The following is a 25,793-nucleotide window of genomic DNA, read 5'->3' on the forward strand; positions in this document are numbered from 1 at the left end:
TCTTCCTGGACGCATTATGGTCTGGCATCATTCTCTTACAGCAATACGGATAATTCATTTACAGCAATGGTCGGCTCTGCCGGAGCCAATCCATGGGATATACAGGCACAGGCAAGGGGACTTACCATTGAAACCGGAAAAACCTATCGTCTGACATTTGAAGCTTCATGTACATCAGATACGAATATGAATATTGGTGTTATACGTCAGTCAGGAAACTCCTATCCGGGCTGCTGGTATGGAGATCCTGTACTTACATCTGAAATGAAAAAATACACATACACCTTTACCATGACTGAAGACACAGCTTCCGACTGGTTTCTGTTCTTTAATTTCGGAAGCAGTGCAGGTACATATACCATAAAAAATGTTTCACTTACTGAAGTTAATCCGGAAGATGCCGGATAAGAAAAGTTAATACTAAAAAACCCCTGATCGGTAATAAGATCAGGGGTTTTATGCAGACAGGACAGACTCCCAAAAGAGTACTGTCCTTTTAATTTAATTAAAGCTTAACAATTTCGCCTTCAAGACCATTGAATGCACTTACAGCATTTGATTCATCGGTATCAATATGCATAGCAGGAGCATATTTTGGAGAAACTCTTACAACAACATCCCCTAAAACAGCTTTTCTGCCGTTTGTGTCAAGCTTGACCCATACTATATCCTTATCCTTGACGCCCATTTCTGCAGCCGTTTCCGGAGTAAGATGAATATGACGCTTTGCAACAATAACACCCTGAGAAATTTCAATTTCGCCTGCAGGACCGATTATCTTACATGCTCCTGAGCCATTCAGATCGCCGGATTCTCTGATAGGAGCTGCAATTCCGATTGAACGGGCGTCTGTCGCAGAAAGCTCTACCTGCGTTTCAGGACGGACAGGACCTAAAATTGATACATTAGGCATTTCCTTTTTGGGTCCTACAATAGTAACTCTCTCTTCGCATGCAAACTGTCCCGGCTGGGAAAGATCCTTTTTGTGAGTCAGTGCTGCACCTTTACCGAAAAGAATTTCAAGATGTTCCTGTGTGACATGAACATGTCTTGCAGAAGTTTCAACAATAAATTTTTTAGACATTTGTTTTTCCTCCAATAATTTCATTTAATATAATTTTACTACTTTTTTCACTAAAGGTCAAGGAGATATTTAAACTTTTTTAAATAATATGCTGTATTTTGCAGAAACTTATAAAGAGAAATTCATATGGTATCATACAGGCATTAAGTTAATTGCCTGATCTGTGTCATTTTTCACAATGCGTCATAATATATAGAGTAAAATTTATTAAACCGGAGGGAAATTATGAGTACAAAAGTTTATTTTTTAGGCGGAACTTCTCCAGAAGGATTCCAGTCAAAATTTATCGAACAGATCAAGAAGCCCGGATATTATACCTACATACTCAAGGGAGGTCCGGGGACAGGAAAATCAACACTTATGAAAAAAATTGCAAAGGCATTTGAAGATCATCCGGTTTCAGTTTATTACTGCTCATCTGATCTGAATTCTCTGGACGCCGTTGTAATAGAAGATAAAAAAATCATAGTTGTTGACGGAACTGCACCACATGTTTTTGAAGCACTTTATCCGGCAGTATCTCAGGAAATTATAAATCTGGGAGAATTCTGGGACAAGAAAAAAATGCAGGAACATACCGAAGCTGTAAAGTACTGCTTTGATGAAAACCAGAAATATCATAACCGTGTAAAATGCTATGTTGAGGCGTTTTCTTCCTTGAATACTGATATTTACAGGCTTGCAGAAGACTGTCTTAATAAGGAAAAGCTTCAGGGCTATATCGGACGCCTTTTCCGGAAGCTTATACCAAAATCAAAATCTGACCGTACAGGCAGTATTGAATTCAAACAGCTTTCAGCGTTTACCACTGAAAATTATAAAACTCATCCTGTAACAGGAGAATACTCAAAATATTTTATAAATGATGACCTTTTTGCCGGAGGAGATTATTTCCTTAAAACCCTTGCCGGATTGTTTACAGAATATGGATATGATGTGACTGTAAGTGAATGTACGATGCTCCACAGCAATACATTTGAGCATATGATTGTTGAAAAACTGGGGCTTGCATTTGTAACCGGAAATTTCTTCAATAAACTTGAATATGATAACGAAAATGTAATTAACTTTTCAAGATTTTATAATAAGGAATTGTTAAGTGCAAAAAAACAGCGTATAAACTTTGACAGGAAAGCTTCTTGTGAACTTTCACAGGAGGCAGCAGCAAGTCTTAAAACTGCTCTGGATATTCATGATGAGCTTGAAAAATATTATATTGACGCCATTGATTTTGAACGGCTTGATAAAATGACTGAGGATTTTATACAAACATTGAAAAATTCATAAATATGGGCACTCATTGCTGAGTGCCCTTTTTTAAAACTACATTCATTCTCCTTTGAAAAGTGAAAGGTTATTGCTGCTGTCGCAGACTCCAAGGTAAATTTCCTTTGCGTTATGATATCCTTGTATTTCCAGCTGCTTTTGAAGCCATTTTAAATCCAGTCCCAGCCGTTTCAGGTTTTCATCAAGAATTCTTCCGTCCATAATGACTTCTGTGCTGATATATTCAGGCTGAGGATTAAGATTCATGTCAGCAGGATTTACAGGACGCTTGCTGCTTACTGGAAGTATAGTCAGTTTTCCGTTATATTCAAAAACTGCCGTTTGTATATCGTTCAGATTAAAGTATCCTGCCTGTCTGCACATAACCATAAACTCGCTCAGATCAAGCTTTGCTTTTTTCATATTGTTCCGGTAAAGCTTACCGTCATTCATAATAATTGTGGGAGAACCGTTTACATACTTTCGTATCTTTGGAAGCTTATTGGTCATAATACTAAGAATAAATGCAATCGCACCGTAAATTATCATGGCAATTAACGGCTTCCATGGTTTTTCCAGTTCTGTGGCAAGCTCGGCAGCAATAGAACCTATGGTGATGCCGCTGATGTAATCAAAGAAGTCAAGCTGGGCTATCTGTTTATGTCCCATTATTTTTGCAATTATAAATAAAGCCGCAGCAGATAACAGTGATGTCAGTATAAGTTTGAGTATTTCCATTTTCAACCTCCGGGTAGCATGATTTCTTTTATAAGTATTCCCGGAAATTTACGAAATAAACATTTATATAGAATCAATTGCTTGTAGTTGTATGAAAAGGCAAAAATAAAGCTAAATAAAACTGATTATTTGTTCCAAATCACAAAATTAATGCATTAGCCTTGACATTTTCTTCCGGCAGGTATATACTATAATTGCTAACTGAAATAGCTATTTAAATTAGGGGATGATCTTATGGACTATGATCTCATGGCCGAAGAACTCGTCAATATGCGCAGCAGTCAGCCACAGATCCGGTTTGAAAGAAAGCTTTCAAAGGTAATGAAGGGTGAAGGATTTGTTTTGAATTACCTGAAAAATCATAACAATCAGGCACATCCAAAAGACTTAAGCGATGAAATGGTTGTAAGCACTGCACGAATTGCTGTACTTTTAAATCATCTGGAACATGATCAGCTGATTATGAGGTTTCCTGATTCAAGGGATAATCGACAGATTATCGTAAAGCTAAGTGAAAAAGGTGTTTCATTACTGGAGGAATATCATCAGGAAACAGTAAAGTATATGGTGAAAATACTTGAAAAGCTTGGAAAAGATGATGCTGCCGAGTATGTCCGTATTCAAAAAAAGCTTATGGGTATACTTTCAGAGGGATAATTTTATATGTGATAAGATCTGCAGCTTAAGAGAAGCTGTAGGTAAATTTTAAACCGTATTGCTAACTAAATTAGTAATTTTGTTAGTGCTTATGAAAGGAGAACAAATATTATGAACGAGAATACAACAGGAAATAAACTCAAGGCATTAAGAGAATATGCTGAATATACACCCGAAAGACTGGCACAGTTTCTGAAATGCAGTCCACAGCAGGTAATACAGTGGGAAAACGGGGAACTGGAACCGACACTTAATCAATGGATGATGCTTTGCAAGCTTTACGGTATTACACCAGATGAAATGTTCTCACATATAAATGCGGATAATCTTGTAGATAAGGATGTCAGGGATGAATTTATGCATGAGGCTTCTGTAAACCATATTTTAAAACGAAATCAGTATCTGTAAAAGGGAGGAACTTACGATGACACCAAATGAAAATACATCACTTGCAGCTTCCGGAGCAAAACAGCTTGCCCGGATTCCTCATGAAAAAATAAATATTCAGAAACTGTTCCATAAGGTTTCTGTTCTGGATTATGCTATTATGTGGTTTCTTTCTGATAAAGTAAAACAGACAGAGGAAAATCAGAAGTTTTATCTTAAGGATTTGTCACAGGCTGCCGGAATGCCAATAACATTTATAACCGAAATGGTTCGTCAGCTTCAGGAAAAGGGACTTGTTGAATGGAAGCATGACGGCGGAGGAGAAATGGGTACTTATATTCAGTTTACATCTGTGGGTATGCAGGCAGTTCTGGAGCAGAGTGATATTCTTACAGATTTTCACACCAATGTAATAGAACAGTTCGGACATGAAAGATTTTTAAAACTGCTCAGCGAAATGTCGGCACTGGAAGAAATAATGAATCGTGAAATTGAAAGGGAGGAACAAACGAATGAATGAAAAGGTATTGAATGATTTTCTTGAAAATAAAAGTTCATTATGTATGAAAAATGATAATATATCTGATATTCTGTTTCAGGAATACGGAGTAAACCGGGGACTGCGTGACTTAAACGGAAAGGGCGTATTAACCGGGCTTACACGTATTTCAGATATAGTATCTTTTAAAAATGTAGACGGCAGTCGTGTTCCGTGTGACGGCGAACTGTGGTACAGAGGATATCCGATAGAATCACTTATCTCAGGACTGGACGGGGAATTCGGTTTTGAAAAAACAGCGTATCTTCTCCTGTTCGGTGAAATGCCTGATGAAAAGGAACTCTCTGAATTCAAGTCATGTCTGGGATTTTTAAGAAATCTTCCGCCTGATTTTACCCGTGATGTAATCATGAAGGCACCGACCAAAGACATTATGAATTCTATGACCAGAAGTATCCTTACCTTGTCATCCTATGACAAGTCTACAAATTCCGGAAAGCTTGAGGATACTATTGAGCAGTGCCTGAGCCTGATTGCCGTATTCCCGATGCTTGCAGTATATGGCTATCATGCTTATAATCACTATGAAAATTATGACAGCATGTATATACATCACCCGAAGCCGGAATTGTCGGCAGCAGAAAATTTCCTTTATATGCTGCGTCCGGACGGTTCATATACTCAGCTTGAAGCCAGAGTACTTGACGTTGCACTGATGCTTCATATGGAGCATGGCGGCGGAAACAATTCAACCTTTACAACAAGAGTTGTCACATCTTCCGGTTCTGATACCTATTCTACGATTGCAGCAGCGATGTCCTCTCTTAAGGGACCTAAGCATGGCGGTGCGAATATAAAGGTTATGGAAATGATGCAGGATATCCGTACTCATGTTTCCGACTGTACTGACAAGGACGAAATCAGGGATTATCTCGGAAAGATACTTGACAAGGAAGCGTTTGACCGAAAGGGTCTGATTTATGGTATCGGTCATGCTGTTTACAGTATTTCTGACCCCAGAGAACGTGTACTGAAAGGCTATGTTGAAAAGCTTGCAGCAGCAAAAGGAAAAGAAAATGATCTGATGTTATATCAGTATGTGGAAGAACTTGCACCGGAGCTTATTGCTGAAAAACGCCGTATGTTCAAGGGAGTCAGCCCGAATGTGGATTTTTACAGCGGTTTTGTTTACGATATGCTGGGTATTCCTACAGAGCTGTATACGCCGTTGTTCGCTATTGCACGTGTAGTAGGATGGAGTGCACACAGAATTGAAGAACTTATCGGTACAAGCAAAATTATCCGTCCGGCTTATATGAGTGTAATGGAAAAAAATGATTTATGCAAAAGCTAAGCTATTGAATATCTGTTATAAATGTGATATAATTAAAGTAAATAAAATTTCGGAGGTATAAATATATGCCGTTTATTAATGTAAAAACAAATACTGCTGTTTCTGATGAAAAGAAGACAGCAATTAAATCTGAACTTGGTCAGGCAATTTCTTTGATTCCCGGTAAATCGGAAAGCTGGCTTATGGTTGGAATTGAACCGGAACATGTTCTCTACTTTAAGGGAGACGATGCTCCTGCAGCTATGGTGGAGGTAAGCGTTTACGGACAGGAAAATCCGGCTGCATTTAATATGCTGACAGAAAAAATCTGTAATATTCTGAATGAACAGCTTTCTATTGAGCAGTCACGCATTTATGTTAAATATGACGCTACAGGCAACTGGGGATGGAATGGTTCTAATTTCTGATTATCTATCTTTAAATTAAATGCTCCGGAGATATTATTCTCCGGAGCATCAGCTGTATATAAGTTTAAATTTAAAGTAAATCAGGGAACGCTTTCACTTGCAAAGCGTCCCCTCTTCCAGAACAGTCCTCAGGACTGATTTTGGAATTCACTCCCGTAAAAGCGCTTCTAAGGCACAGGAATTTCGCCCTCTGCGGAGGGCGACCAAGGCTCCGCCTTTGGAAACCGCAAGCTTTTAAAAAAGCTTGATTAAAACCTTTAAACAAATATTATTTGCATAATATAAACTTTAAATTCCCATTATTGCATAAATAACTGTACCGATTACTCCACTCCCAAGTATAACAGAAATAGCGTTCAACTTGAATTTGCGAAGCAGGAAAAGTGACAGAGCAAATATTCCAAGTTCTGCAAACCGGATATTTTTAAGTGAGGCAGAAAAAATATCCGTCTGAAAAAGTCCCAGCATCAGTATAGATGCTCCGGCTGAGGCGATAAGTGCTACAACTGCCGGACGCAGGGCTGAGAGGACTGTCTGTACGCCGCCTACAGTGCGGTATTTATAGTAAAAGTGAGCGAGAATAAGGCAGATTATGAAGGAGGGGATAATACATCCCAGAGTACACAGAAGTACTCCGCCTATCCCGGCAAGCCGCATTCCTACGAATGTTGATGAGTTTATGGATATCGGACCGGGAGTCATTTCTGCAACAGTTATAAGGTCTGAAAATTCTTCCATGGTCATAAGCTCATAGACATTTACAATTTGCTCCTGAATAAGAGGGATTGCAGCATATCCGCCGCCTACACTGAATAATCCTACCTGAATGAATGCAAAAAATAATTTCAGCAAAAGCATTTTTAAATCCCCCCTTAATTTTGTTTTCTGGTTTTTCTGACTGAAACTGCCAGATCAATAAGTCCGATTCCAAGACATACAAGAATAATTATTATTGCACTTACGCCAAGGAAATATGTGCATATAAATGCAGTGATCATCATTGCAATATAAAGAAACCTTCTGGTTTTGCATACATTTTTGGCAAGATTAATAACAACATCAAAAATTACTGCTGCTACTCCCGCACGCATAACCTGCAGTGCAGTGGCTATATATTTATTTGTCCGGAACTGGTCATAAAAAAGTGAAATTACAGAAATGATAATCATAGGCGGAAGTATTGTTCCGAAGACTGCTGCAAGCGAACCTGCAATTCCAGCCATTCTGTAACCGATGATTACTGAAGCATTAACCGGAAGCGGTCCGGGAGCAGACTGCGTTATTGCAGTAACATCCAGCATTTCATCTTCCTCAAGCCATTTCAGTTCCTCAACGAATTTCTTTTTCATCAGAGATACTATAACAAATCCGCCGCCGAATGTGCAGGCACTTAATACAAACATTGACTTAAATAAAATCCATAGCTTTTTTGATTTTTCACTCATATAAACACTCCTGTTTTTATTTTATTATAGCATCATCTGTACTATTTGTAAATTTATATTTTTTATACATATTCTTATTATACAATATCAAAAAAGCTGAATACAAAAAAGGGTATGCCGGCATAATAAAAGGCATACCCTTATTATATAATGCAAAACCCCCGTAAAATGGGGGCATTGTTTATATTTTTACGAAACATTATATTTCGTTATACTGTTTATTTTATTTCAAGTCTTCTTGAAGACGGCTGTTCAATTTGCATTTTAGGAAGATCAATAAAGAGAATACCGTTTTTGTATTCTGCATTAATTGCGTTCTGATCTACATCGGATATATCAAAGCTTCTCTGATATGAACCATAGGAACGTTCCCTGCGGATATAATTTCCGGCACTGTCTGTTTCGTCATTTTCAGTTCTGTGTTCAGCGGTAATTACAAGGTAATTGCCATTTATATCAAGTTTGATGTCATCTTTTTCAAAGCCCGGAAGTTCAGCTTCCATAACATATTTATTGCCTTCATCACGAATATCAGTCCTGCATGCTTTCAGCGGCATTGAAGCTCCGAAAAAGTCCTTTTCAAAATCATTGAATGCATTGAAAAGATTAAAGTTGTTTTCAAACGGTGTAAGTCCATACATAAATAATTCCTCCTGACTTTCGGGGATATTTCCCCACATGCTTTTATGATATGCAGATTTTAAAATTTATTTAATCTTTCCATTGGTATCATTTCCTTTCTTGTTTCATTGTCTATATGATACTTCCGTTAAATGACAGGATTATTAAGCTTTTGTGATAAATTGAAGAAAATTAGCACTCTCAGCATGAGAGTGCTAATTGATTTGAAATATAAATTGGTATGAGTAAATTATTATTTTACAGTGGATTTTTTTGACAGATAAGAAGCAAGTGCGGCGGCATCTCTTACGTCATTTTTGCTGTCACAGTTGAAATCGGCTGTACTGTCAAGTTCATCTGATTTCTTTGAAGCCAGTTTCTGAGCTATAAAAGCTGCGTCCCTTACATTGACTTCTGCGTCGGAATTGGCATCGCCTGAAACATAATATGCAGCATCTAACTGTTCCAATGCATAGAATATTTTTGCGTAATCCAGTGCTTCAAATTCTTTTTGATTATAGTTTACTAATGCTTTATTTAAGTTGACCTTTATTTGTGCATATGATACATACAGGTTTGAATTGATTTCAGTTAAATCTTTTGGATATGAAGCTTCATAGTGGTCAGAACTGTTAAAAATATTTGAAAGCATAGTGTTGAACGAATTTTGAAGCTGTCCCATATAATAACTATCATTTTTTTGTTCTGCATTAACAGAAATAAACTTTGAAACTGAAATCCATGTATTTCCGTCTTCATCAGTTGACAAATATTTATCAATTTCTCCGCTTTCACACATCTCTTTGACTTTCTCATATATTTCAGAAGATGAGTCTTTTGTATAATTAAAATAACCGCTGGTTCTTCTGTTTATATCATTGGTCAGCTCTTTTGTGAACAGTGTTTCAGACATTTCTACTATATACTGCATGTTATAATATCCGCGTGTATTTGTGAAATCAAGTAAATCTCCGCCAGCACCATAATTTTCATCAGCTGCTTCAATACAGATATTTGAGAATGGAGTTATACATGCTGTACCAATCGTAATACTGGTTAAACTTACAGCCAATATCTTTTTTAATTTTTTCATAATTTTTCCTTTCTTTAATTTTTAGAGTAATTTTAATCTGTGCAAAGTAAATATAGATGCATCTATTTTTTATTAATAATACCTTGCATTTCATAATTAAATTATACTCCGTTATTTTAAAAAGTCAATACTTGGAATGATTTTTTTTTTACTTTTGGTAAATTTTGTAATATTATACCAGTTATTCCGGAAAAAGCAGAATAATAATTAATAAAATAAGATAAACTATTTAAGGTATTGACTTTTTATGGAATGGGATATATACTTATAAATGAGAGAAAATAAATTAATCCGGATATACTATGATTTCCGGGTAAATATTATAATTGCGGGTGATAATAATGGATAAAAACACAATGTATAAGCTTACTTACGGATTGTTTGTTCTTACGTCAGAATTCAACGGAGTGGACAGCGGCTGTATTATTAATACGGCAGGACAGGTTACTTCTGAACCTAACAGAATCAGTATTACTGTTAATAAAAGCAATTACACTCATGAGCTATTGTCATGCTCCAGTAAATTTAATATTTCGATACTAAGTCAGGACGCCGGATTTGATATCTTTAAAAGATTTGGTTTTCAGTCCGGACGTGATGTAAATAAGTTTAAGGATTTTCCTGATGCAAAACGCAGTAAAAACGGAATTTATTATGTGACAAGCGGTACCAATGGATATATCAGTGCAAGCGTGGAACAGACTGTGGATCTTGGAAGTCATACACTGTTTATCGCATCAGTAAATGATATGGAAGTACTGTCGGATACACCTTCTGCGGATTATGCCTATTATCATCAGAATATTAAACCAAAGCCGGAGACTTCAAAAACTTCCGGCGGAAAGACTGTATGGAGATGTAAGGTGTGCGGATATGAGTATGAGGGAGATGAACTCCCGGCTGATTTTATCTGTCCGCTTTGTAAGCATCCGGCTTCAGATTTTGAAAAAATATCCGGCTGATATTTTTAAAACAGGGATCGTTAATGATCCCTGTTTTTATTTGAAATTAAAATAGTATAAATTGTCAGATTTTGTTGAATTGATGAAAAAATTGTGGTATGATATTTCTGAGGTGATATTTTATGATAAGAATGGCAGTGGCAGATGATGATGAGGCTATTTGTGATGAACTAAAACAGTTTATCAATAAGTTTGAAATAAAATATGGATATAATATTCAATGCGATATTTTCACTTCATGTGAAGCTCTTGAAAAAGCTATGGATAATGGAACGGATTATAAGCTTTTGTTTCTGGATATTGAATTTCCGGGAATGGACGGCATAGAACTCAGTAAAAAAATAAGAAATTATTATAAAAATATGAAAATGCAGATTATTTTTATTTCGTTTAAAACTGATTATGCCATGGAACTTTTTGATATTCAACCCTTTAATTTTCTTATAAAGCCGCTTAAAGAGGAAAAAGTATATTCATGTCTTACAAAATATATGATTTATTATAATCAGACTTATCAGTTTTTTGAATATACATATGAAAATATGCGACATCGTATTGCTTTAAATGAAATTATTTATTTTGAAAGTGACGGCAAGAAAATGATTATGCATACTATTGACAATAATATTGCATTTTATGGAGTGTTTGCGAGTGTTGCCGAAAAGCTCAGATCTCAGTTTGTAGTGGTTAAAAGGGGAGTACTGGTAAATATTCAGCATATTATCAAAATCAGTTTTACCTATATAGAGTTGTCTGATAAATCAGTTATTGAGATAAGCCGGAGTTATCGCAATGAAGTACGTGACCGTCTGGCACTGCAATGAAAGGAAAACGAATGGAAACTATATTATATTTATCTTCAAATCTGGTGCATGTTTATGCTGTATACATATTTTTCCAGTTGATTCTGGGAGAAAGCCGTTTTAATAAATGGATTGAAGCACTGACATTTTTAGGATACTATGCAATGAATTCAGTCGGATTTTTATTATTTGATAATCTTATAGTTAATCTGCTTACTAATATTGTACCTTTGTTTCTGATTTCTTTTCAGTATCATAAATCAATATTAGGCAGAAAAATATTTTGTGCTCTGTCAGCCTGTGCGCTTGGCATGTTCACTGATCTGCTTATTTTCTCTGTTTTGCCGCCGGATTCTGTTCTGGTGGAAAAGGGAGTTTTTCAAAGTGTACTTTTGCTGATATTTGTTTTTATTCTGAAGCATTTTATAACTAACAGAGAAACTGAACTTAAATCCAATCATATATGGTTTATAGTTTTGATTTCACTGGGAACTATTACAGTAGGACAGCTGACTATAAATGAATTTAATTTTAAAAGTCTTTTGGTATCAGTAATACTTCTTCTGATAAATTTTCTGAATTTTTATATGTATGACAAAGATCTCAAACAGCTTCAGATGCAGCATACAATGCATATGATAGAGATATCAAATAAAGCATATCAGAATCAGCTGGATATTTTGAATGAATCCCAGAAGAAAATAAGACTTTTAAAACATGATATAACAAATCACATGTATAAGATAAAGAAACTGGTGACAGACGGGAAATATGAAAAGGCGGTTGAATATATTGACCAGATGGGAGAATTTACATCTGTGGATAAAGAATATGTGAGTACGGGAAATAATGATATTGACTGTCTTTTAAATTACAAGCTTTCACTTGCAAATGAAATGGGGGTTGAATTTTACTGTGATATTTGTCTTCCGGACAAACTGGTTGTAACTTCATTTGATCTTAATACTATTATTGGAAATCTTCTTGATAATTCATTGCAGGCATTAAAGAATACTGATGATAAGAAGCTTGTAGTAAAAATTAAATATTATAAAGGCTGTATTAAAATGTATATTGAAAATACCTATAATCCGGAAAGCAATTCAGAAAATAAAAAAGACGGTGAGCATGGACTGGGATTGCTGAGCGTTCGTCGTGCCATTGAAAAATATCATGGGATTCTGGAAATAAATCCTGCTGATAAAAAATTCTGTGTAAATGCTTTTATGTATAATAGTCTTGAATGAGAACTTGTCACATTAAAAATGTGACAGGTTCTGAAAAAACAGGAGGGAAGAAGAAAACAAAAAATGGAAAATAAAACAGGAAAAGAAAAACTGCTCTCAAAAACATGGGCAGCAGCACTGCTTGCACTGATATGTTCAGCGCTATGGGGCAGTGCTTTTTCAGGCGTTAAAGTGGGATATGAAAAATTTGGAATACAGGCATCTGCGTGGCAGGATCAGATGGTATTTGCCGGAATAAGATTTTTTATTGCAGGTATAATGGCACTTATTGCAGGAAGTATCGGAGAGAAAAAGCTTCTTGTTCCTCATAAAAAATCTTTATATAAAATAATGATAATAAGCCTTTTTCAAACGGTTTTGCAGTATTTTTTCTATTATATCGGACTTGCTCATACTACAGGTGTCAAAGCGGCAATTATAGTTGCTGCAAATGTTTTTACATCAATTCTGATATCATCATTAATATTCAGACTTGAAAAGCTTACAGTGAAGAAAATAATCGGCTGTATTATCGGCTTTGCCGGTATCATTGTTATAAATGCCGGCGGACTTAAGGGAAATATGAGCTTTAGTATATCAGGAGACGGATTTATATTTTTAAGTACAATAGCAAACGGATTTTCGTCCGTACTTATGAAAAAATATTCTGTCGGGGAAAATCCCGTTATGCTGAGCGGATGGCAGTTTTGTATCGGCGGACTGATTTTATGGCTTATAAGTGCAGTATCAGGGGGAAAGCTCGGAAATATAACCGTTTCATCTGTATCAATACTTCTGTATCTGGCGTTTGTGTCAGCAGCTGCATATTCTTTGTGGTCAATATTGCTTAAGTATAATCCGGTATCAAAAATCGCAGTATTCGGATTTATGAATCCTGTTTGCGGTGTGATTATTTCAGGAATTGTTCTTAAGGAATCAGATTCTTTCGGTATAAATGGATTGATAGCTCTTATTCTGGTTTGTACAGGAATATATGTTGTAAATAAAAATAAAAAACGGAAATAATGCTGCTTAAATATTGACAAATTATTCATATATGTGTATAATATTAGTATAGTAAGTATAAAAAATTAATATCTATGGGCATCACTTTATGTCCGAAAAAAGGAGAGACGAAAAAATGAAAACATTAACTAAACGGTTTATACCTGTAATCCTGACAATTGCTGTGTTCAGTATTTTAATATCCGGAAATTCCGTATATTATGATTTCCCTGAGGCATATATCAGTGCGGAAACAGCAGCTGAACAAAGCGGAAACTATACACTTGGTATTTCTGATACCGAAGGGAATCCCGGTGATAAGGTTACTGTCGATGTGATTTTCAGTGGGGACTGCAATCTTGACTCAATTGATGCTGTGATGAAATGGGAGGATTCAGACCTTAAGGCAGATAAGGTTACAGGTGTATCTGAAATCGGTATCTCATCTGTAATAGGTTCAAATTATATTACCTTTGCCGGATTTTCATCTGACTTAAGCGGAGCTTCTTCCGGCAGTATTGTTTCAGTTGATTTCACAATTCCGGAAAATGCTCAGCCGGGAACTATTTATGATCTTACATTTAAAGCTGTTAATGTTCTTGGAACTGTTGACGGCGATGGAAATACTTTGAATATATTGAATAATGCTGACATTACAGCAGGTAAAATTACTGTTAAGGGTGCTGATACTGATACTGTTCCGCATGTTAGTCTGTCAGATATTGAAGGAAAACCGGGAGAAACAGTTACTGTAGATGTTCTTTATGACTGTAAGTATAATTTTGATGCAATTGATGCTGCAATAAAATGGAATGACACAAATCTTAAATCTGAATCAGTAAGCGGTGCTGAAAATGTAAACGCTACATATTTAAACGGCAGCGGATATGTAACCCTTGCCGGATATACAAGTGTGACAGGGGGAATATCTTCCGGTAAAATTGCGTCAATAGATTTTGTGATACCTGATGACGCTCAGCCGGGTACGGTTTATAATTTAACCTTTACAGTTGTATCTACTGTTTCTGTTTACAATGAGGACGGGGTTCAGACAGATATGAGTCAGAAAGCTGTAATGAACAGGGGAACAATTAAAGTTTCAGAAGGTGCTGTAACTACTGCTGTTACCTCAGCTACAAAACCGATTGCTACAACTGTAACAACAGTCAATACTACTGTATCCAAGACAACTGATGTATCCGAAACATCGGATACTGCCGCTGTTACTTCAGCAACAAAACAGGTTACAGTAACTACTGCAGAATCAACATTCGCATCATCATCAACATTAGCAAGCACTTCCGTTTCAGCAGCCGAGACAACAGTTACTACACCTGTTTCCACAACTGAAACAATTAAAGGCGATGCAGATCTTGACGGAAAATTATCTGTAAGAGATGCGACGGTTATTGCACAGAAACTTGCTCAGAATAAAAAGGAAGAGCTTCCGGAACGAGCAGATTTTAATGGTGACAATGTAATAAATGTAAGGGACGCTGCGGCAATAGCACGTTACCTTGCAAATGAATATAAGAATTCCAAATAACACATTAAGACAAAACAACACCTTACAAACATGAATTTGTAAGGTGTGTTTTTTTAAAAAATGAAATAATCCGATATCTTAATCTATTCCGAAAAGATGAAGTGTCTTTTGCCAGAAACTGAGCTTTTCTTCTTCCGGTTCTTCCTCTGGTTCGTATTCCGGAATTTCAATTGCATCTGTTTTTATTACAAATTGTACCGAATGAACATCAGTATTTTTCTCTGAAACAAATGACGTTATTTCACTGTCAGAGCCCTGCATGGACGAAATTACATTATCAATTTCCTTTTCTATTTCCTTATCCATACCTGAAGTTTTATCTTTTAATTCACCTGTACCGTCGGAAAGTTCCCCGGCACCGCTGCACAGTTCGGAAATGCCGTCATATAATTCGGCTACTCCGTTATCCAGTACATCTGAACCTTCAACAAGTGCTTTGCTGCCTGACGCAAGGTCAGATACGCCGTCAGTAAGCTCTGAATATCCCTGGGCAATTTTATCAACGCCTGAAGTATAGTCACAGATTCCGCCGTCTAAGGTATTGTACTGAACAGTCAGAGCATCAATACCATCTGAAAGCATGCTGACATTTACAAGCATTGTACTTAATGTCTCGGCAAGAGTACCGATTGATTTATCAAATTCATCATAACTTGCTTCAAGCTGATCAAGTCCTGATACAAGTTCAGAAACACCATCAGAAAGTCCGTTCAGATACTGTTCTGTTCCTGCGATTGCACCGTTATTGCCGTTTAACAGCTGTATTATCTGATAAAGCTGATCAACCTGTGCCTGAAGCTGAGCTGCCTGTTCTTCATATCCGGGAATACCCTGAATCTGAGAAATAGTATCATTGAGCTGTGCAATTTGTGCATAAAGATTGTCTATTGCCTGTGTATTGCCAGCAGCAAGAGAGTCGATATCAAGTCCGTTTGCCGACATTGCCGCCTTATACTGTGCATATCCTAAACTTCCCTGAAGCTGTTCTGCACCGCTTTTTAAATCAGAAATTGCTGTTTTGATTTGACCTGATGCAGCAGCCAGTTTCTTAACGCTTTCAGTATCAGAAGAAACAGAATCAAGAGCATTCTGAATCTGTGCAAGAGCAGACTTTACCTGTCCCGAACCTGATGTAAGCGTATCCGACTGTGCATTCAGCTCATCCAGACCGCTTTGGAGTGTATAAATTCCGGATAAAAGCTTTTCAACGCCGCTGTCAAGGCTTTCTGTACCATAATAAAGCTGGGAAGAACCGCTTTTCAGAGAAGTTCCACCGTCTTTGAGCTGATCAGAGCCATCACTTACTGATTTTGCACCCTCGTCAATTTTTTCTACACCGTCGCTTAACTCTGAAACTTTTTCGGTTATCTGACTGTCATCATATTCAATATTCAGGTTCATTTTCACACCATTAATGGAAACAGCATCCATTTCAAAATCCCTGACATCGGCAGTAATTGACGCATTGATTCCCTTGCCCGGAAGAATAGTATAAGACAGCTGTTTATCACTTCCAACATTTGCTATTGTTGCACCATCGGCTTTAATATTCGAGCAAAGCTCGGTATCAAGAGTAAAGGATGCCTGTAAAGCGTAATTGTCATAAAACTTTGTTTTGCATTTATTATTTTTACTGATTTTAAATTTGATTTCCAGACTGCCGCTTTTTCCGGCTGTTTCTTCTGGGGATAATTCTTTTCCGTCAAGAAAATATCGTATTGATATATTCCATGGTATTTCTGTTTCTTTCAGGTTTCCCTGCATATATGCCTTTTCTGCCTGAGTGGAAAAGGTGATTTTATCTCCGTCCACTGTAATGGCATCATTTGTATTGAGCATTTTTACACTTTCGTATTTGCCGTAATCAGTAATATCTCCGCTTCCGAAAATATTTACCGCATACGAACTGTTCACAGAACCATCTGCACCAGTCATAATATAAATTACTTCTTCCTTGTCTGCGGAAGTTTCCGCAGATACTGAAACCGGAAGAACTGCGGGAATGAGTATTAATACTGCAAGACCGGCGGATATAGTTTTATTTAATATTTTCATTTATAGTCACCTCATACACCTTTATAAAATTCAGCACCTTTTGTTGTCTTTTCAATAAGTTTATCAAAAATACACAGCAGACCCGGCAAAACGAACATTACAATTGCCAGTGAGCAAAGAGTTCCTCTTCCAAGGAAAATTCCAAGCTGTGCCAGAAGTCCGTGAGTAGAAATGTAACCAAGCAGAAAACCTACAACTGTAAGCACGCTTCCTGATGTAAGGATTGATACAGTACAGGAAGAAATTGTTTCAACAACTGCCTGTTTTTTAGGCATTTCCTTGCGGTATTCCATATATCTGTCAGTCATAAGAATTGCATAATCGACGGTTGCTCCCAGCTGAATGGAACTGATAATCAGATAAGCAATGTAGAAAATCGTATTATCTGTAAAATACGGGAATGACAGATTCAGCCATATTGCCGTTTCAATACTCAGCACCAGTATTACAGGCAGACTTATTGATTTCATTGTCAGCAGCAACACAACAAAAACCGCACCAATTGCAATCAGGTTTACCTTCATCATATCGCTTGTAACGGTATTCATCAGATCATAAGTGCTGACGCCGTTTCCGGCAAGATAATACTTATCATTGTAAAAATCTTCTGCGATAGTACGGATTTCTTCTACAAGATCAAAGGTTTCTTCACCCTCATAATCAGTATCCAGTGATAAAACCATACGGCTGTAATTTTCAGATTCGAGCATGGATAATGTTTCTTCATCAAGATACTCCTGCGGGATTTCATTTCCTACTGTATCAACATAGGATATAATATCCTTTACCTGAGGCAGCTTTTTAATCTCATCTGAAAGTTCAAGCTGAGTTTTCTGATCTCCCTTCGGAACAAGAAGTACATAAGTATCGCTTTTGCCGAAAGTTTCTTCAATAAGTGCTGTATCTGAACCTAGCTGAGTTTCTTCATTGAATATGTGAGATGAGCCGTAATAGTAATCATTTGAATTAGATGCCAGATATGCCGGTACAATAATTACTGCGAATATGCATGCAAAAGGAATCATTACCTTTCTGACTGTTTTTCCGAATTTTTCAAAGCCAGGAACCAGCTTGCGGTGATGTGTCTTGTCAATTATTTTACATACCGTCAGAATGAAATTCGGCATGAAAATAAATACACTGATAAGACTTATTGCAACGCCCTTTGCAAGAACCAGTCCCAAGTCAGGACCTATGCGGAATCTCATAAGACAGAGTGCTAAAAATCCGATTACAGTAGTAACTCCGCTTGAAAGGATGGAACTTGTGGATTTGCACAAAGCGTCAACCATTGCTTCCTTTGGGTCTGAAAAATCTTTTCTGCTTTCTTCAAAACGATGCAGAAGAAATACTGAATAGTCAAGGGAAACTGCCAGCTGCAGGATTGCACCTGCTGCATTTGATACAAAGGAAATCTCACCGAAAATAATGTTGCTTCCCATATTGATTATAATTGCAACACCCAGTCCCAGTAAAATAACCACAGGCTCTGCCCACGAAGTTGTTGTAAAAACAAGTACCAGCAGCACAAATGCCACTGCAATTGAGGCAATCTGTGCGATTTCTGTTACCGTACTTTCCGTAGCAACAGCAGTTGAAACTGCTGAACCTTCCATAGCATTATCGTCACCGATAATATCTCTTATGGCATCTACACCATCAAGAATGTGTTCCTCATCCAGGGTTATTGAAAAAAGAGCATTGCCGTCTTTATAGTAGCTTTCTACTGCATCTTTATCCTGAAACTCCAGCGGAGTATCAATATTAAGACTGTCATCCAGCCACATAACGTCCGAAACGCCTTCAACTGCCTGTATTTTTTCTTTGTATTCCATAGCTTCCGGAACAGTAACATCCTTTACCATAACTCTGACATTGGGTATTCCGCCGTCAAATTCCTCGTTCATAACGTCCAGAGAAACGGTTGATTTACTGTTATCCGGCAGATAATCATTCATGTCATAATTTACTGAAATAAACGGCTTGCACAGTGCACAGACAACTGCCAGTATAACGAATACTGCGATAACAAGCTTTGGCTTTGCAGTTACTTTTTCGTAAAACTTTTTCAAGTTTTATCACCTCCTGAAATTAATGCTGTTCCTGTAAGAATCAGTTTTCTTTTGTCTGTTTCAAGAACCAGCGTGATTTTATCACTGTCCAGAAAACCTGTCGCCTTATATTCTGTATTGCGGATAATTGTTTTCAAGGCTCCTGAAATATGACAATTCCCTTCTTCATCAACATTTCCACTGAAAAAATTGTCATATTTCATTATATTTATTATGCCATTTATTTTATCGCCTGATATTTCGGTTGTCAACATCCCTTTTTTATCCCCTATGGGAGAGGAAAGTACTATCTCATATTTATTAGTTTTGATATTTTCCATTTTTTCATCATTCCATGCATTCGTAAATTTTGCATAATACGTCAACTATCTGCCCTTCGTCATTGCTTGCTGTGTTAATGCAAAAATCATAATCCGAAAGCTTTCCCCAGTCGCATGAAGTATAGTAGTTGTAATATGAACTTCTCAGCTTATCCGATTTTCTGATTTTTGCGGCAGCCGCCTTTTCACTGAGGGAATCTACCTCCATAGTCATGCGGATTCTGTCTTTCATAGGAGCTGTCATAAATATGCTTTTAACCATATAATCAGTATTATTTTTCAGAATGTAATCGGCACATCTTCCCACAATTACGCAGTCGCTTTCTTCGGCGTAATTCAGGATCAGTTTCTTTTGTATTTCAAAAAGAATATCGTTTGCGTTCATGCCGTAATATTCTTTTTCACCGCCTTCATAATAGACAGTATGAAAAAAAGCATTCGCAGCTTTTTCTTCCGCCTTTTCCAAAATATCCTTTGAAAGTATACCGGATTTTACAGTCTCGTCAAATATTTTTTTATCATAATACGGAATATCCAGACAGTCAGCAAACTTGTGGGCAATAAAATGTCCTCCGCTGCCAAACTGTCTTCCGATACAAATTATCTTTCGCATATTTCCCATCCTTTTTTTGAATTTTGTGTCTGTTTCATTTATATAATTATGATATTCTGATTTTAATATCTTTTCAACGGTCAAATACGGATAAGTGTTGAAAAACCGGACAGATACGCCTTGGTTGACGGTCAAATCTGCCGAATTAACTATTGAAAAAATTAGTGGACAAATGTATAATAATTAAGTCAATACCAGATTGAATTAGTGCTTTACCAGGAGGAACTACAATGAAACACGAAGTAACATCTTTAAATACTAAAAAAACAATAGCGGCTTCCCTCAAAAAATTCATGGAGAAAAAACCGCTGTCTAAAATAACAGTAAGCGAAATCGTTGCCGACTGCGGAATCAACCGCAAGACATTTTATTATCATTTTGAGGATATTCAGGCATTATTGAAATGGATGCTGGAACAGGAGGCAATTGAAGTTGTCAAAAACTTTGATTTGCTGCTTGACCATGAAGAAGCAATCAACTTTGTCATAGACTATGTGGAGCAGAATAAGCATATTCTTAACTGTGCTTACGATTCAATGGGACGTGATGAGCTGAAACGTTTTTTCTATAATGATCTCTACGGGATTATGCACAGTATTGTAAATCATCTTGAAGATATTTTAGGAACCTGTGTAACTTCTGATTATAAGGATTTTGTGTGTGATTTTTATACTGAAGCACTTGCGGGAACATTGATAAATCTTCTGAAAAATAAACAGCCATATGACAAGCAAAAACTTATTGACTATATTTCGATTACACTGAAATCTTCTCTGCCAGCTATCCTGAACGCAGATATGAATCAAAAACAGTGATGATATGAAGCTTGACATTTATTTTATACAGTGTTAAAATTATTCAGTAATAAAGATAATAATGCGGTGACACTATGAATAAAAAAATAAATTATAAGGTTATTTTAATATGGAGTGCAGTTTTCCTGTGGATGATCATGATTTTCTGCTTTTCTGCACAAAATGCAGATGAATCATCAGATACCAGCGGAGGTTTTGCAAAATTACTGGCAAAAATCATATACAATAATTTTGATACTGTAAATTTGCCTGAACAGGAGATAATAATTAATAAATGTCAGTTTATCGTGAGAAAGGCTGCACATTTTTCGGTGTATAATGTTCTGGGAATACTTACCTTTGCGGCGGTACATATTTCCGGACTGAAATTTCCCCTTGTCAAAGCACCTGTTATCTGTCTTGCATACGCTGCAAGCGATGAGATACATCAATATTTCGTACCCGGAAGAAGCTGTGAGCTGAGAGATGTGTGCATCGACTTTTCCGGTTCGGTTACCGGAATAATTCTGGCATGTCTGGTTCTTTTGATTGCTGTTAAAATGCGAAAGGGAAAAATTAAATAATTTATTTTTTAAAAATCCCTTGACAAATAAAAAAACCGGACATATAATATAACCATAATATTTTTTAAATTCTAAGAGCAAAGGCAAGTAATTAGTAAAACGATGTTTCAGAGAGCCGGCGGTTGGTGTGAATCCGGTACATACGATGCTGATGAATGGATTTGTGAGAAGCATAGTGAACGTTTTTCAAGTAGCTGTCGCCGTTTTTCCCACGTTACAGGGATAGGATATGAAGTTATTTACGGAGTATCTGAAAAAGGAGAGCTTGTTTTATATTTAAAGCTTTTGAATCTGGGTGGCACCACGATGTCTATCGTCCCTTTTCAGGATGATGGACTTTTTTTATTGCCTTTTTGCAAAGTTACTTAAATTTTTAAAGGAGAATAATTATGATTTATCCGAGCATAGAAGAAGCAAAGGAAAAATACAGCGAATATGATGTCTTTCCGGTTGCATGTGAAATATTATCGGATTCGTTTACACCGATTCATATTTTCAAAGCCCTTAAAAGAGATGAAGAAAACGCTTTTATTCTTGAAACTGTAAATAATGGAAATCAGTGGGGACGCTACTCATTCATAGGAATTAACCCTAAGGTTGAAGTGAAAATTGATCGTGGAACAGCATATTGTACACAGGGCGGCAGTACTACTGAAGAAATTATTACAAATCCTGTAAAATATCTTCAGAATATCCTGAAACATTACAAATCGCCTAAAATTAAAAATATGCCTAATTTCACCGGCGGATTTGCAGGGTATTTCGGATATGATACAGTCCGCTATATGGAAAAAAAGCTTGTGAATGTCCCGGAAGACGATACACATATGCCGGACTGTCATCTGTTTTTATATGATGAAGTGGTAGCTTATGATCATCTCAGCAGTAAAATAATAATTATTATAAATATTTATAATAACAAAAATCTGGAGCAGCAATATAAGGCAGCTCAGAAACGTATGGAAAAAATAATTGATAAAATCACTTCGTATTTTGAAAGACCAAGAAGTATCGGAGAAGTAAAGGATATAACAGTAAACTCAAATGTAACCCATGATGAATTTATAAATAATGTTGAAAAGGCAAAAAAACATATTGTTGACGGGGATATTTTCCAGATAGTTTTATCACAGCGGTTTGAGGTTGACAATCCGCCGGAAAGCTTTAATGTCTACCGTATGCTCAGAGCTACAAACCCTTCTCCTTATCTTTATTATTTTAAAAACAAGGAATATAATATTGCAGGAGCATCTCCTGAAATGCTGGTTAATGTAACTGACGGCATAGTTAAAACAAAGCCTATTGCAGGAACAGTTCCGAGAGGTGTGACAGAGGAAGAGGATCTGGCACTGGAAAAATCACTGATTTCTGATCCGAAGGAATGTGCAGAGCATACAATGCTTGTGGATCTGGGAAGAAATGATGTGGGAAGAGTTTCAAAATTCGGAACAGTTGAAGTCACAAGTTTTATGAAGGTTGAAAGATATTCAAAGGTTATGCATCTGGTTTCTGATGTCAAGGGAGAAATTCAGGATGACAAAAACGCTCTTGACGCACTTATGGCAGTACTTCCGGCAGGTACTCTGTCAGGTGCTCCTAAGGTAAGGGCAATGGAGCTTATTGACGAACTGGAAAACAGGAGAAGAGGTCTTTACGGCGGAACAGTAGGTTATATAGGTTTTGACGGAAATATAGATACATGTATTGCAATACGCACTGTTTTATTTAAAAACAAAAAAGCCTATATTCAGGCAGGTGCTGGAATTGTTCATGACTCTGTTCCGGAAAAGGAATTCTGTGAAACACAGAATAAGGCTAAGGCAATGATTAACGCTATCAGGGAGGCTACCGCTTTATGATACTTTTAATAGATAACTATGATTCATTTACTTATAATTTATATCAGTTTTTCGGAGAGATTTATCCGGATATAAAAGTTGTAAGAAATGATGAAATTACAATAGAGGAAATAGAAAAACTTTCTCCGGAAGCAATTATTGTTTCTCCCGGTCCGGGATATCCTAAGGACGCAGGAATTTCTATTGAAGCAATAAAACATTTCAGCGGAAAAATGCCGATACTGGGTATCTGTCTGGGACATCAGTCGATCTGTGAAGCTTTCGGCGGAAAAATTGTTCCTGCAAAAGAGCTTATGCACGGCAAGTCCAGCAGCATTAAAATTGACACTTCATCTGATATTTTTAAAACACTTCCGGAAACTATCGTTTGTGCAAGATATCATTCCCTTATAGCTGATGAAGGCAGTCTTCCAGATTGCCTGAAAGTAATCGGATATGACTCGTCGGGTCAGATAATGGCTGTAGAGCATAAACAGTATCCCACATACGGACTGCAGTTCCATCCGGAATCAGTTCTTACAAATTACGGAAAAATAATAATAAAGAATTTCTTGTCAAAGATTGAAGGGATAAACATGAATAATATAAACACTCCGGCACCGGAAATGCCTAAAACACAGTTAAAGCCTTTTATTGCCAAAGTTGTAGATGGAAACAGTCTTAGTCAGGAAGAGGCTATGGATGCTATGGATATAATCATGAGCGGAAATGCAACTGATGCTCAGATTTCTTCTCTCCTTACTGCTCTGAGAATCAAAGGTGAAACTATTGATGAAATCACAGGTTTTGCAAAAATAATGAGAGAAAAGGCAAATACTGTTAAAGACTGCAAAGACGCTATTGATATCGTCGGCACAGGGGGCGATCTTTCCAATACATTTAATATTTCCACTACAGCTTCATTTGTTATTGCAGGCTGCGGAGTAAAGGTTGCAAAGCACGGCAACAGAAGCGTTTCAAGTAAAAGCGGTGCAGCAGACGTTTTGGAAAATCTCGGAGTTAAAATTACTTCTTCCCCTGAACAGGCAAAGGAAATGATTGATAAAATCGGTATTTCATTCCTTTTCGCTCAGAGCTATCATGGCTCAATGCGCTTTGTAGGTCCGGCAAGACGTGAAACTGGAATCAGAACTGTATTTAATATTTTAGGTCCTCTGTCAAACCCGGCAAATACTGATTATATTCTTCTGGGCGTATATGACAAGGAGCTTTTAAAGCCTATGGCTGAGGTTTTAATGAATCTTGGAATAAAGAGAGCTATGCTGGTTTACGGAAATGACAGACTGGACGAAATTTCAATTTCTGACAATACTTCTGTATGTGAAATCAAGGACGGAGAAATGTCATTTTACGAAATCAATCCGGAAGATTACGGATTCAAAAAAGCTGATAAAAAAGATGTTGTAGGCGGTACTGCTGAAGAAAATGCTAAAATCACTCTGGGAATCCTTCAGGGAAAAATTAAAGACGCTAAGCGTGATATTGTTCTGCTCAATGCCGGCTGTGCACTTTACATCTGCGGAAAGGCTGACACTATTAAGGGCGGTATTGAGCTTGCTGCTGCTAGTATTGACGGCGGCTGGGCAGAAGCTAAACTTAATCAGCTTATTGAAAAATCAAACAGCTTTTAATGGAGTAAAACTATGATATTGGACGATATAATAGCAAAGCGGAAAATTCAGCTTGACAGAGAAAAAAATACAGTTTCTCCTGAAGAAATCAAAAAAACGGCACTTGACATGGATACTCCCTGCCGGGATTTTTATGCTGCATTAAAGGGCGGCAGATTGTCTGTTATCTCAGAAGTAAAAAAGGCATCCCCTTCAAAATCGGTTATTAAAGAAGATTTCAGACCGGTTGAAATTGCTGAAAACTATGAAAAAGCCGGAGCAGATGCAATTTCATGCCTTACAGAAGAATTTTATTTTAAAGGATGCAGCAGATATCTTAAAGATATCAGGGAAGCGGTAAATATCCCTATACTTCGCAAGGATTTTATTTTTGATGAATATCAGATTTATGAAGCAAGGGCAATCGGTGCAGATGCCATACTGCTTATTGCCGCAGTACTTGACACAGAAACCATGAAGCAATTTAAAGATATTGCCGAAGGACTTGGCATGAACTGTCTTTTTGAAGCCCACAACAAAGAAGAGCTTGACTCAATTTTAAAATGCTCCCCGAAAATTGTGGGTATCAATAACCGAAACCTTAAAACCTTTGAGGTAAGCCTTGACAATACTGCGTCACTGAGCAGATTTATTTCCGATGAATGCGTACTGGTTTCCGAAAGCGGTATTGCGACCCACGAGGACATGCAGAAAGTACGTGAAAACGGTGCAGACGCAGTTCTTATCGGGGAAACTCTCATGAGAAGTGACAATATTGCAGATACCATGAATA

Annotated in this window: 27 protein-coding genes and 1 other annotated feature; of the genes, 17 read left to right on the top strand and 10 right to left on the bottom strand. The window is 37.0% G+C overall.

Annotation, left to right across the window (positions count from 1 at the left end; translation table 11 throughout):
• A partial coding sequence (locus ACI4WO_RS08970; RefSeq protein ID WP_439807220.1) for a carbohydrate binding domain-containing protein occupies positions 1-408 on the top strand: 408 nt, incomplete at its 5' end.
• A gap of 97 nt (positions 409-505) precedes the next feature.
• Here ACI4WO_RS08970 and ACI4WO_RS08975 read toward each other — a convergent pair.
• Positions 506-1,084 (bottom strand): PduL/EutD family phosphate acyltransferase, encoded by a 579-nt coding sequence (locus ACI4WO_RS08975; protein ID WP_439807221.1) that lies wholly within the window; start codon positions 1,082-1,084, stop codon positions 506-508.
• 225 nt (positions 1,085-1,309) lie between these two features.
• Here ACI4WO_RS08975 and ACI4WO_RS08980 point away from each other — a divergent pair, with 225 nt between their 5' ends.
• Positions 1,310-2,371, top strand: coding sequence for an AAA family ATPase (locus ACI4WO_RS08980; RefSeq protein WP_439807222.1), 1,062 nt, complete (start codon positions 1,310-1,312; stop codon positions 2,369-2,371).
• Between the two features lie 42 nt (positions 2,372-2,413).
• Here the strand turns inward: ACI4WO_RS08980 and ACI4WO_RS08985 are convergent, their stop codons facing one another.
• A complete protein-coding gene (locus ACI4WO_RS08985; protein WP_439807223.1) occupies positions 2,414-3,088 on the bottom strand; it encodes a YetF domain-containing protein in 675 nt (224 codons plus the stop codon).
• Between the two features lie 234 nt (positions 3,089-3,322).
• Between ACI4WO_RS08985 and ACI4WO_RS08990 the strand changes: the two genes are divergently transcribed.
• From ACI4WO_RS08990 to ACI4WO_RS09010, 5 genes are all read left to right on the top strand, one after another.
• A complete protein-coding gene (locus tag ACI4WO_RS08990; RefSeq protein ID WP_439807224.1) occupies positions 3,323-3,745 on the top strand; it encodes a MarR family winged helix-turn-helix transcriptional regulator in 423 nt (140 codons plus the stop codon).
• Positions 3,746-3,856: 111 nt separating this feature from the next.
• Complete coding sequence (locus ACI4WO_RS08995; protein WP_439807225.1) at positions 3,857-4,153, top strand: helix-turn-helix transcriptional regulator; 297 nt, start codon at positions 3,857-3,859, stop codon at positions 4,151-4,153.
• Positions 4,154-4,169: 16 nt separating this feature from the next.
• On the top strand, positions 4,170-4,652 hold the full coding sequence (locus ACI4WO_RS09000) for a hypothetical protein (protein WP_439807226.1): 483 nt from the start codon (positions 4,170-4,172) through the stop codon (positions 4,650-4,652).
• Positions 4,645-5,985 (top strand): citrate/2-methylcitrate synthase, encoded by a 1,341-nt coding sequence (locus tag ACI4WO_RS09005; protein ID WP_439807227.1) that lies wholly within the window; start codon positions 4,645-4,647, stop codon positions 5,983-5,985. The genes ACI4WO_RS09000 and ACI4WO_RS09005 overlap by 8 nt, the downstream gene beginning before the upstream one ends.
• A gap of 65 nt (positions 5,986-6,050) precedes the next feature.
• The gene (locus tag ACI4WO_RS09010) at positions 6,051-6,392 is read left to right on the top strand and encodes a phenylpyruvate tautomerase MIF-related protein (RefSeq protein WP_439807228.1); all 342 of its coding nucleotides are present in this window, start codon (positions 6,051-6,053) and stop codon (positions 6,390-6,392) included.
• A 288-nt stretch (positions 6,393-6,680) separates the two neighbouring features.
• Here the strand turns inward: ACI4WO_RS09010 and ACI4WO_RS09015 are convergent, their stop codons facing one another.
• From ACI4WO_RS09015 to ACI4WO_RS09030, 4 genes are all read right to left on the bottom strand, one after another.
• Complete coding sequence (locus ACI4WO_RS09015; RefSeq protein WP_439807229.1) at positions 6,681-7,250, bottom strand: chromate transporter; 570 nt, start codon at positions 7,248-7,250, stop codon at positions 6,681-6,683.
• Positions 7,251-7,264: 14 nt separating this feature from the next.
• Positions 7,265-7,837, bottom strand: a complete 573-nt coding sequence (locus tag ACI4WO_RS09020) for a chromate transporter (protein ID WP_439807230.1) — start codon at positions 7,835-7,837, stop codon at positions 7,265-7,267.
• A 218-nt stretch (positions 7,838-8,055) separates the two neighbouring features.
• Positions 8,056-8,478 (bottom strand): Hsp20/alpha crystallin family protein, encoded by a 423-nt coding sequence (locus tag ACI4WO_RS09025; RefSeq protein ID WP_439807231.1) that lies wholly within the window; start codon positions 8,476-8,478, stop codon positions 8,056-8,058.
• A 233-nt stretch (positions 8,479-8,711) separates the two neighbouring features.
• Positions 8,712-9,551 (bottom strand): dockerin type I domain-containing protein, encoded by an 840-nt coding sequence (locus tag ACI4WO_RS09030; protein ID WP_439807232.1) that lies wholly within the window; start codon positions 9,549-9,551, stop codon positions 8,712-8,714.
• Positions 9,552-9,892: 341 nt separating this feature from the next.
• On the opposite strand from ACI4WO_RS09030, the gene ACI4WO_RS09035 reads away from it, so the two are divergent.
• From ACI4WO_RS09035 to ACI4WO_RS09055, 5 genes are all read left to right on the top strand, one after another.
• A complete protein-coding gene (locus ACI4WO_RS09035) occupies positions 9,893-10,513 on the top strand; it encodes a flavin reductase (protein ID WP_439807233.1) in 621 nt (206 codons plus the stop codon).
• A 122-nt stretch (positions 10,514-10,635) separates the two neighbouring features.
• Complete coding sequence (locus tag ACI4WO_RS09040; protein WP_439807234.1) at positions 10,636-11,337, top strand: LytR/AlgR family response regulator transcription factor; 702 nt, start codon at positions 10,636-10,638, stop codon at positions 11,335-11,337.
• A gap of 11 nt (positions 11,338-11,348) precedes the next feature.
• Complete coding sequence (locus ACI4WO_RS09045) at positions 11,349-12,563, top strand: sensor histidine kinase (RefSeq protein ID WP_439807235.1); 1,215 nt, start codon at positions 11,349-11,351, stop codon at positions 12,561-12,563.
• A gap of 63 nt (positions 12,564-12,626) precedes the next feature.
• On the top strand, positions 12,627-13,568 hold the full coding sequence (locus ACI4WO_RS09050) for a DMT family transporter (protein WP_439807236.1): 942 nt from the start codon (positions 12,627-12,629) through the stop codon (positions 13,566-13,568).
• A 115-nt stretch (positions 13,569-13,683) separates the two neighbouring features.
• Positions 13,684-15,093 (top strand): dockerin type I repeat-containing protein, encoded by a 1,410-nt coding sequence (locus ACI4WO_RS09055; RefSeq protein ID WP_439807237.1) that lies wholly within the window; start codon positions 13,684-13,686, stop codon positions 15,091-15,093.
• A 78-nt stretch (positions 15,094-15,171) separates the two neighbouring features.
• On the opposite strand, the gene ACI4WO_RS09060 is transcribed toward ACI4WO_RS09055, so the two are convergent.
• The 4 genes from ACI4WO_RS09060 to ACI4WO_RS09075 are packed head-to-tail and all read right to left on the bottom strand — an operon-like array spanning position 15,172 to position 20,153.
• A complete protein-coding gene (locus tag ACI4WO_RS09060; RefSeq protein WP_439807238.1) occupies positions 15,172-17,148 on the bottom strand; it encodes a hypothetical protein in 1,977 nt (658 codons plus the stop codon).
• Between the two features lie 11 nt (positions 17,149-17,159).
• Complete coding sequence (locus ACI4WO_RS09065) at positions 17,160-19,220, bottom strand: efflux RND transporter permease subunit (protein ID WP_439807239.1); 2,061 nt, start codon at positions 19,218-19,220, stop codon at positions 17,160-17,162.
• On the bottom strand, positions 19,217-19,540 hold the full coding sequence (locus ACI4WO_RS09070; protein WP_439807240.1) for a hypothetical protein: 324 nt from the start codon (positions 19,538-19,540) through the stop codon (positions 19,217-19,219). Before ACI4WO_RS09070 ends, ACI4WO_RS09065 begins: the two co-directional genes overlap by 4 nt.
• A gap of 7 nt (positions 19,541-19,547) precedes the next feature.
• Complete coding sequence (locus ACI4WO_RS09075) at positions 19,548-20,153, bottom strand: AAA family ATPase (protein WP_439807241.1); 606 nt, start codon at positions 20,151-20,153, stop codon at positions 19,548-19,550.
• Between the two features lie 230 nt (positions 20,154-20,383).
• Between ACI4WO_RS09075 and ACI4WO_RS09080 the strand changes: the two genes are divergently transcribed.
• The 5 genes from ACI4WO_RS09080 to trpC form a co-directional block, all read left to right on the top strand.
• On the top strand, positions 20,384-20,968 hold the full coding sequence (locus ACI4WO_RS09080; RefSeq protein ID WP_439807242.1) for a TetR/AcrR family transcriptional regulator C-terminal domain-containing protein: 585 nt from the start codon (positions 20,384-20,386) through the stop codon (positions 20,966-20,968).
• Between the two features lie 74 nt (positions 20,969-21,042).
• The gene (locus ACI4WO_RS09085; protein WP_439807243.1) at positions 21,043-21,531 is read left to right on the top strand and encodes a VanZ family protein; all 489 of its coding nucleotides are present in this window, start codon (positions 21,043-21,045) and stop codon (positions 21,529-21,531) included.
• A gap of 64 nt (positions 21,532-21,595) precedes the next feature.
• Positions 21,596-21,855: a binding site (T-box leader), on the top strand.
• 65 nt (positions 21,856-21,920) lie between these two features.
• The gene (gene trpE, locus ACI4WO_RS09090) at positions 21,921-23,390 is read left to right on the top strand and encodes an anthranilate synthase component I (protein WP_439807244.1); all 1,470 of its coding nucleotides are present in this window, start codon (positions 21,921-21,923) and stop codon (positions 23,388-23,390) included.
• Positions 23,387-25,021 carry a bifunctional anthranilate synthase component II/anthranilate phosphoribosyltransferase gene (locus ACI4WO_RS09095; protein ID WP_439807245.1) on the top strand — a complete coding sequence of 545 codons (1,635 nt, stop codon included), beginning with the start codon at positions 23,387-23,389 and terminating at the stop codon, positions 25,019-25,021. The genes trpE and ACI4WO_RS09095 overlap by 4 nt, the downstream gene beginning before the upstream one ends.
• Positions 25,022-25,033: 12 nt before the next feature.
• A partial coding sequence (gene trpC, locus ACI4WO_RS09100) for an indole-3-glycerol phosphate synthase TrpC (RefSeq protein WP_439807246.1) occupies positions 25,034-25,793 on the top strand: 760 nt, incomplete at its 3' end.

The sequence above is a fragment of the Porcipelethomonas sp. genome, from assembly GCF_051893655.1.
Classification (GTDB): Bacteria; Bacillota; Clostridia; order Oscillospirales; family Ruminococcaceae; genus Porcipelethomonas.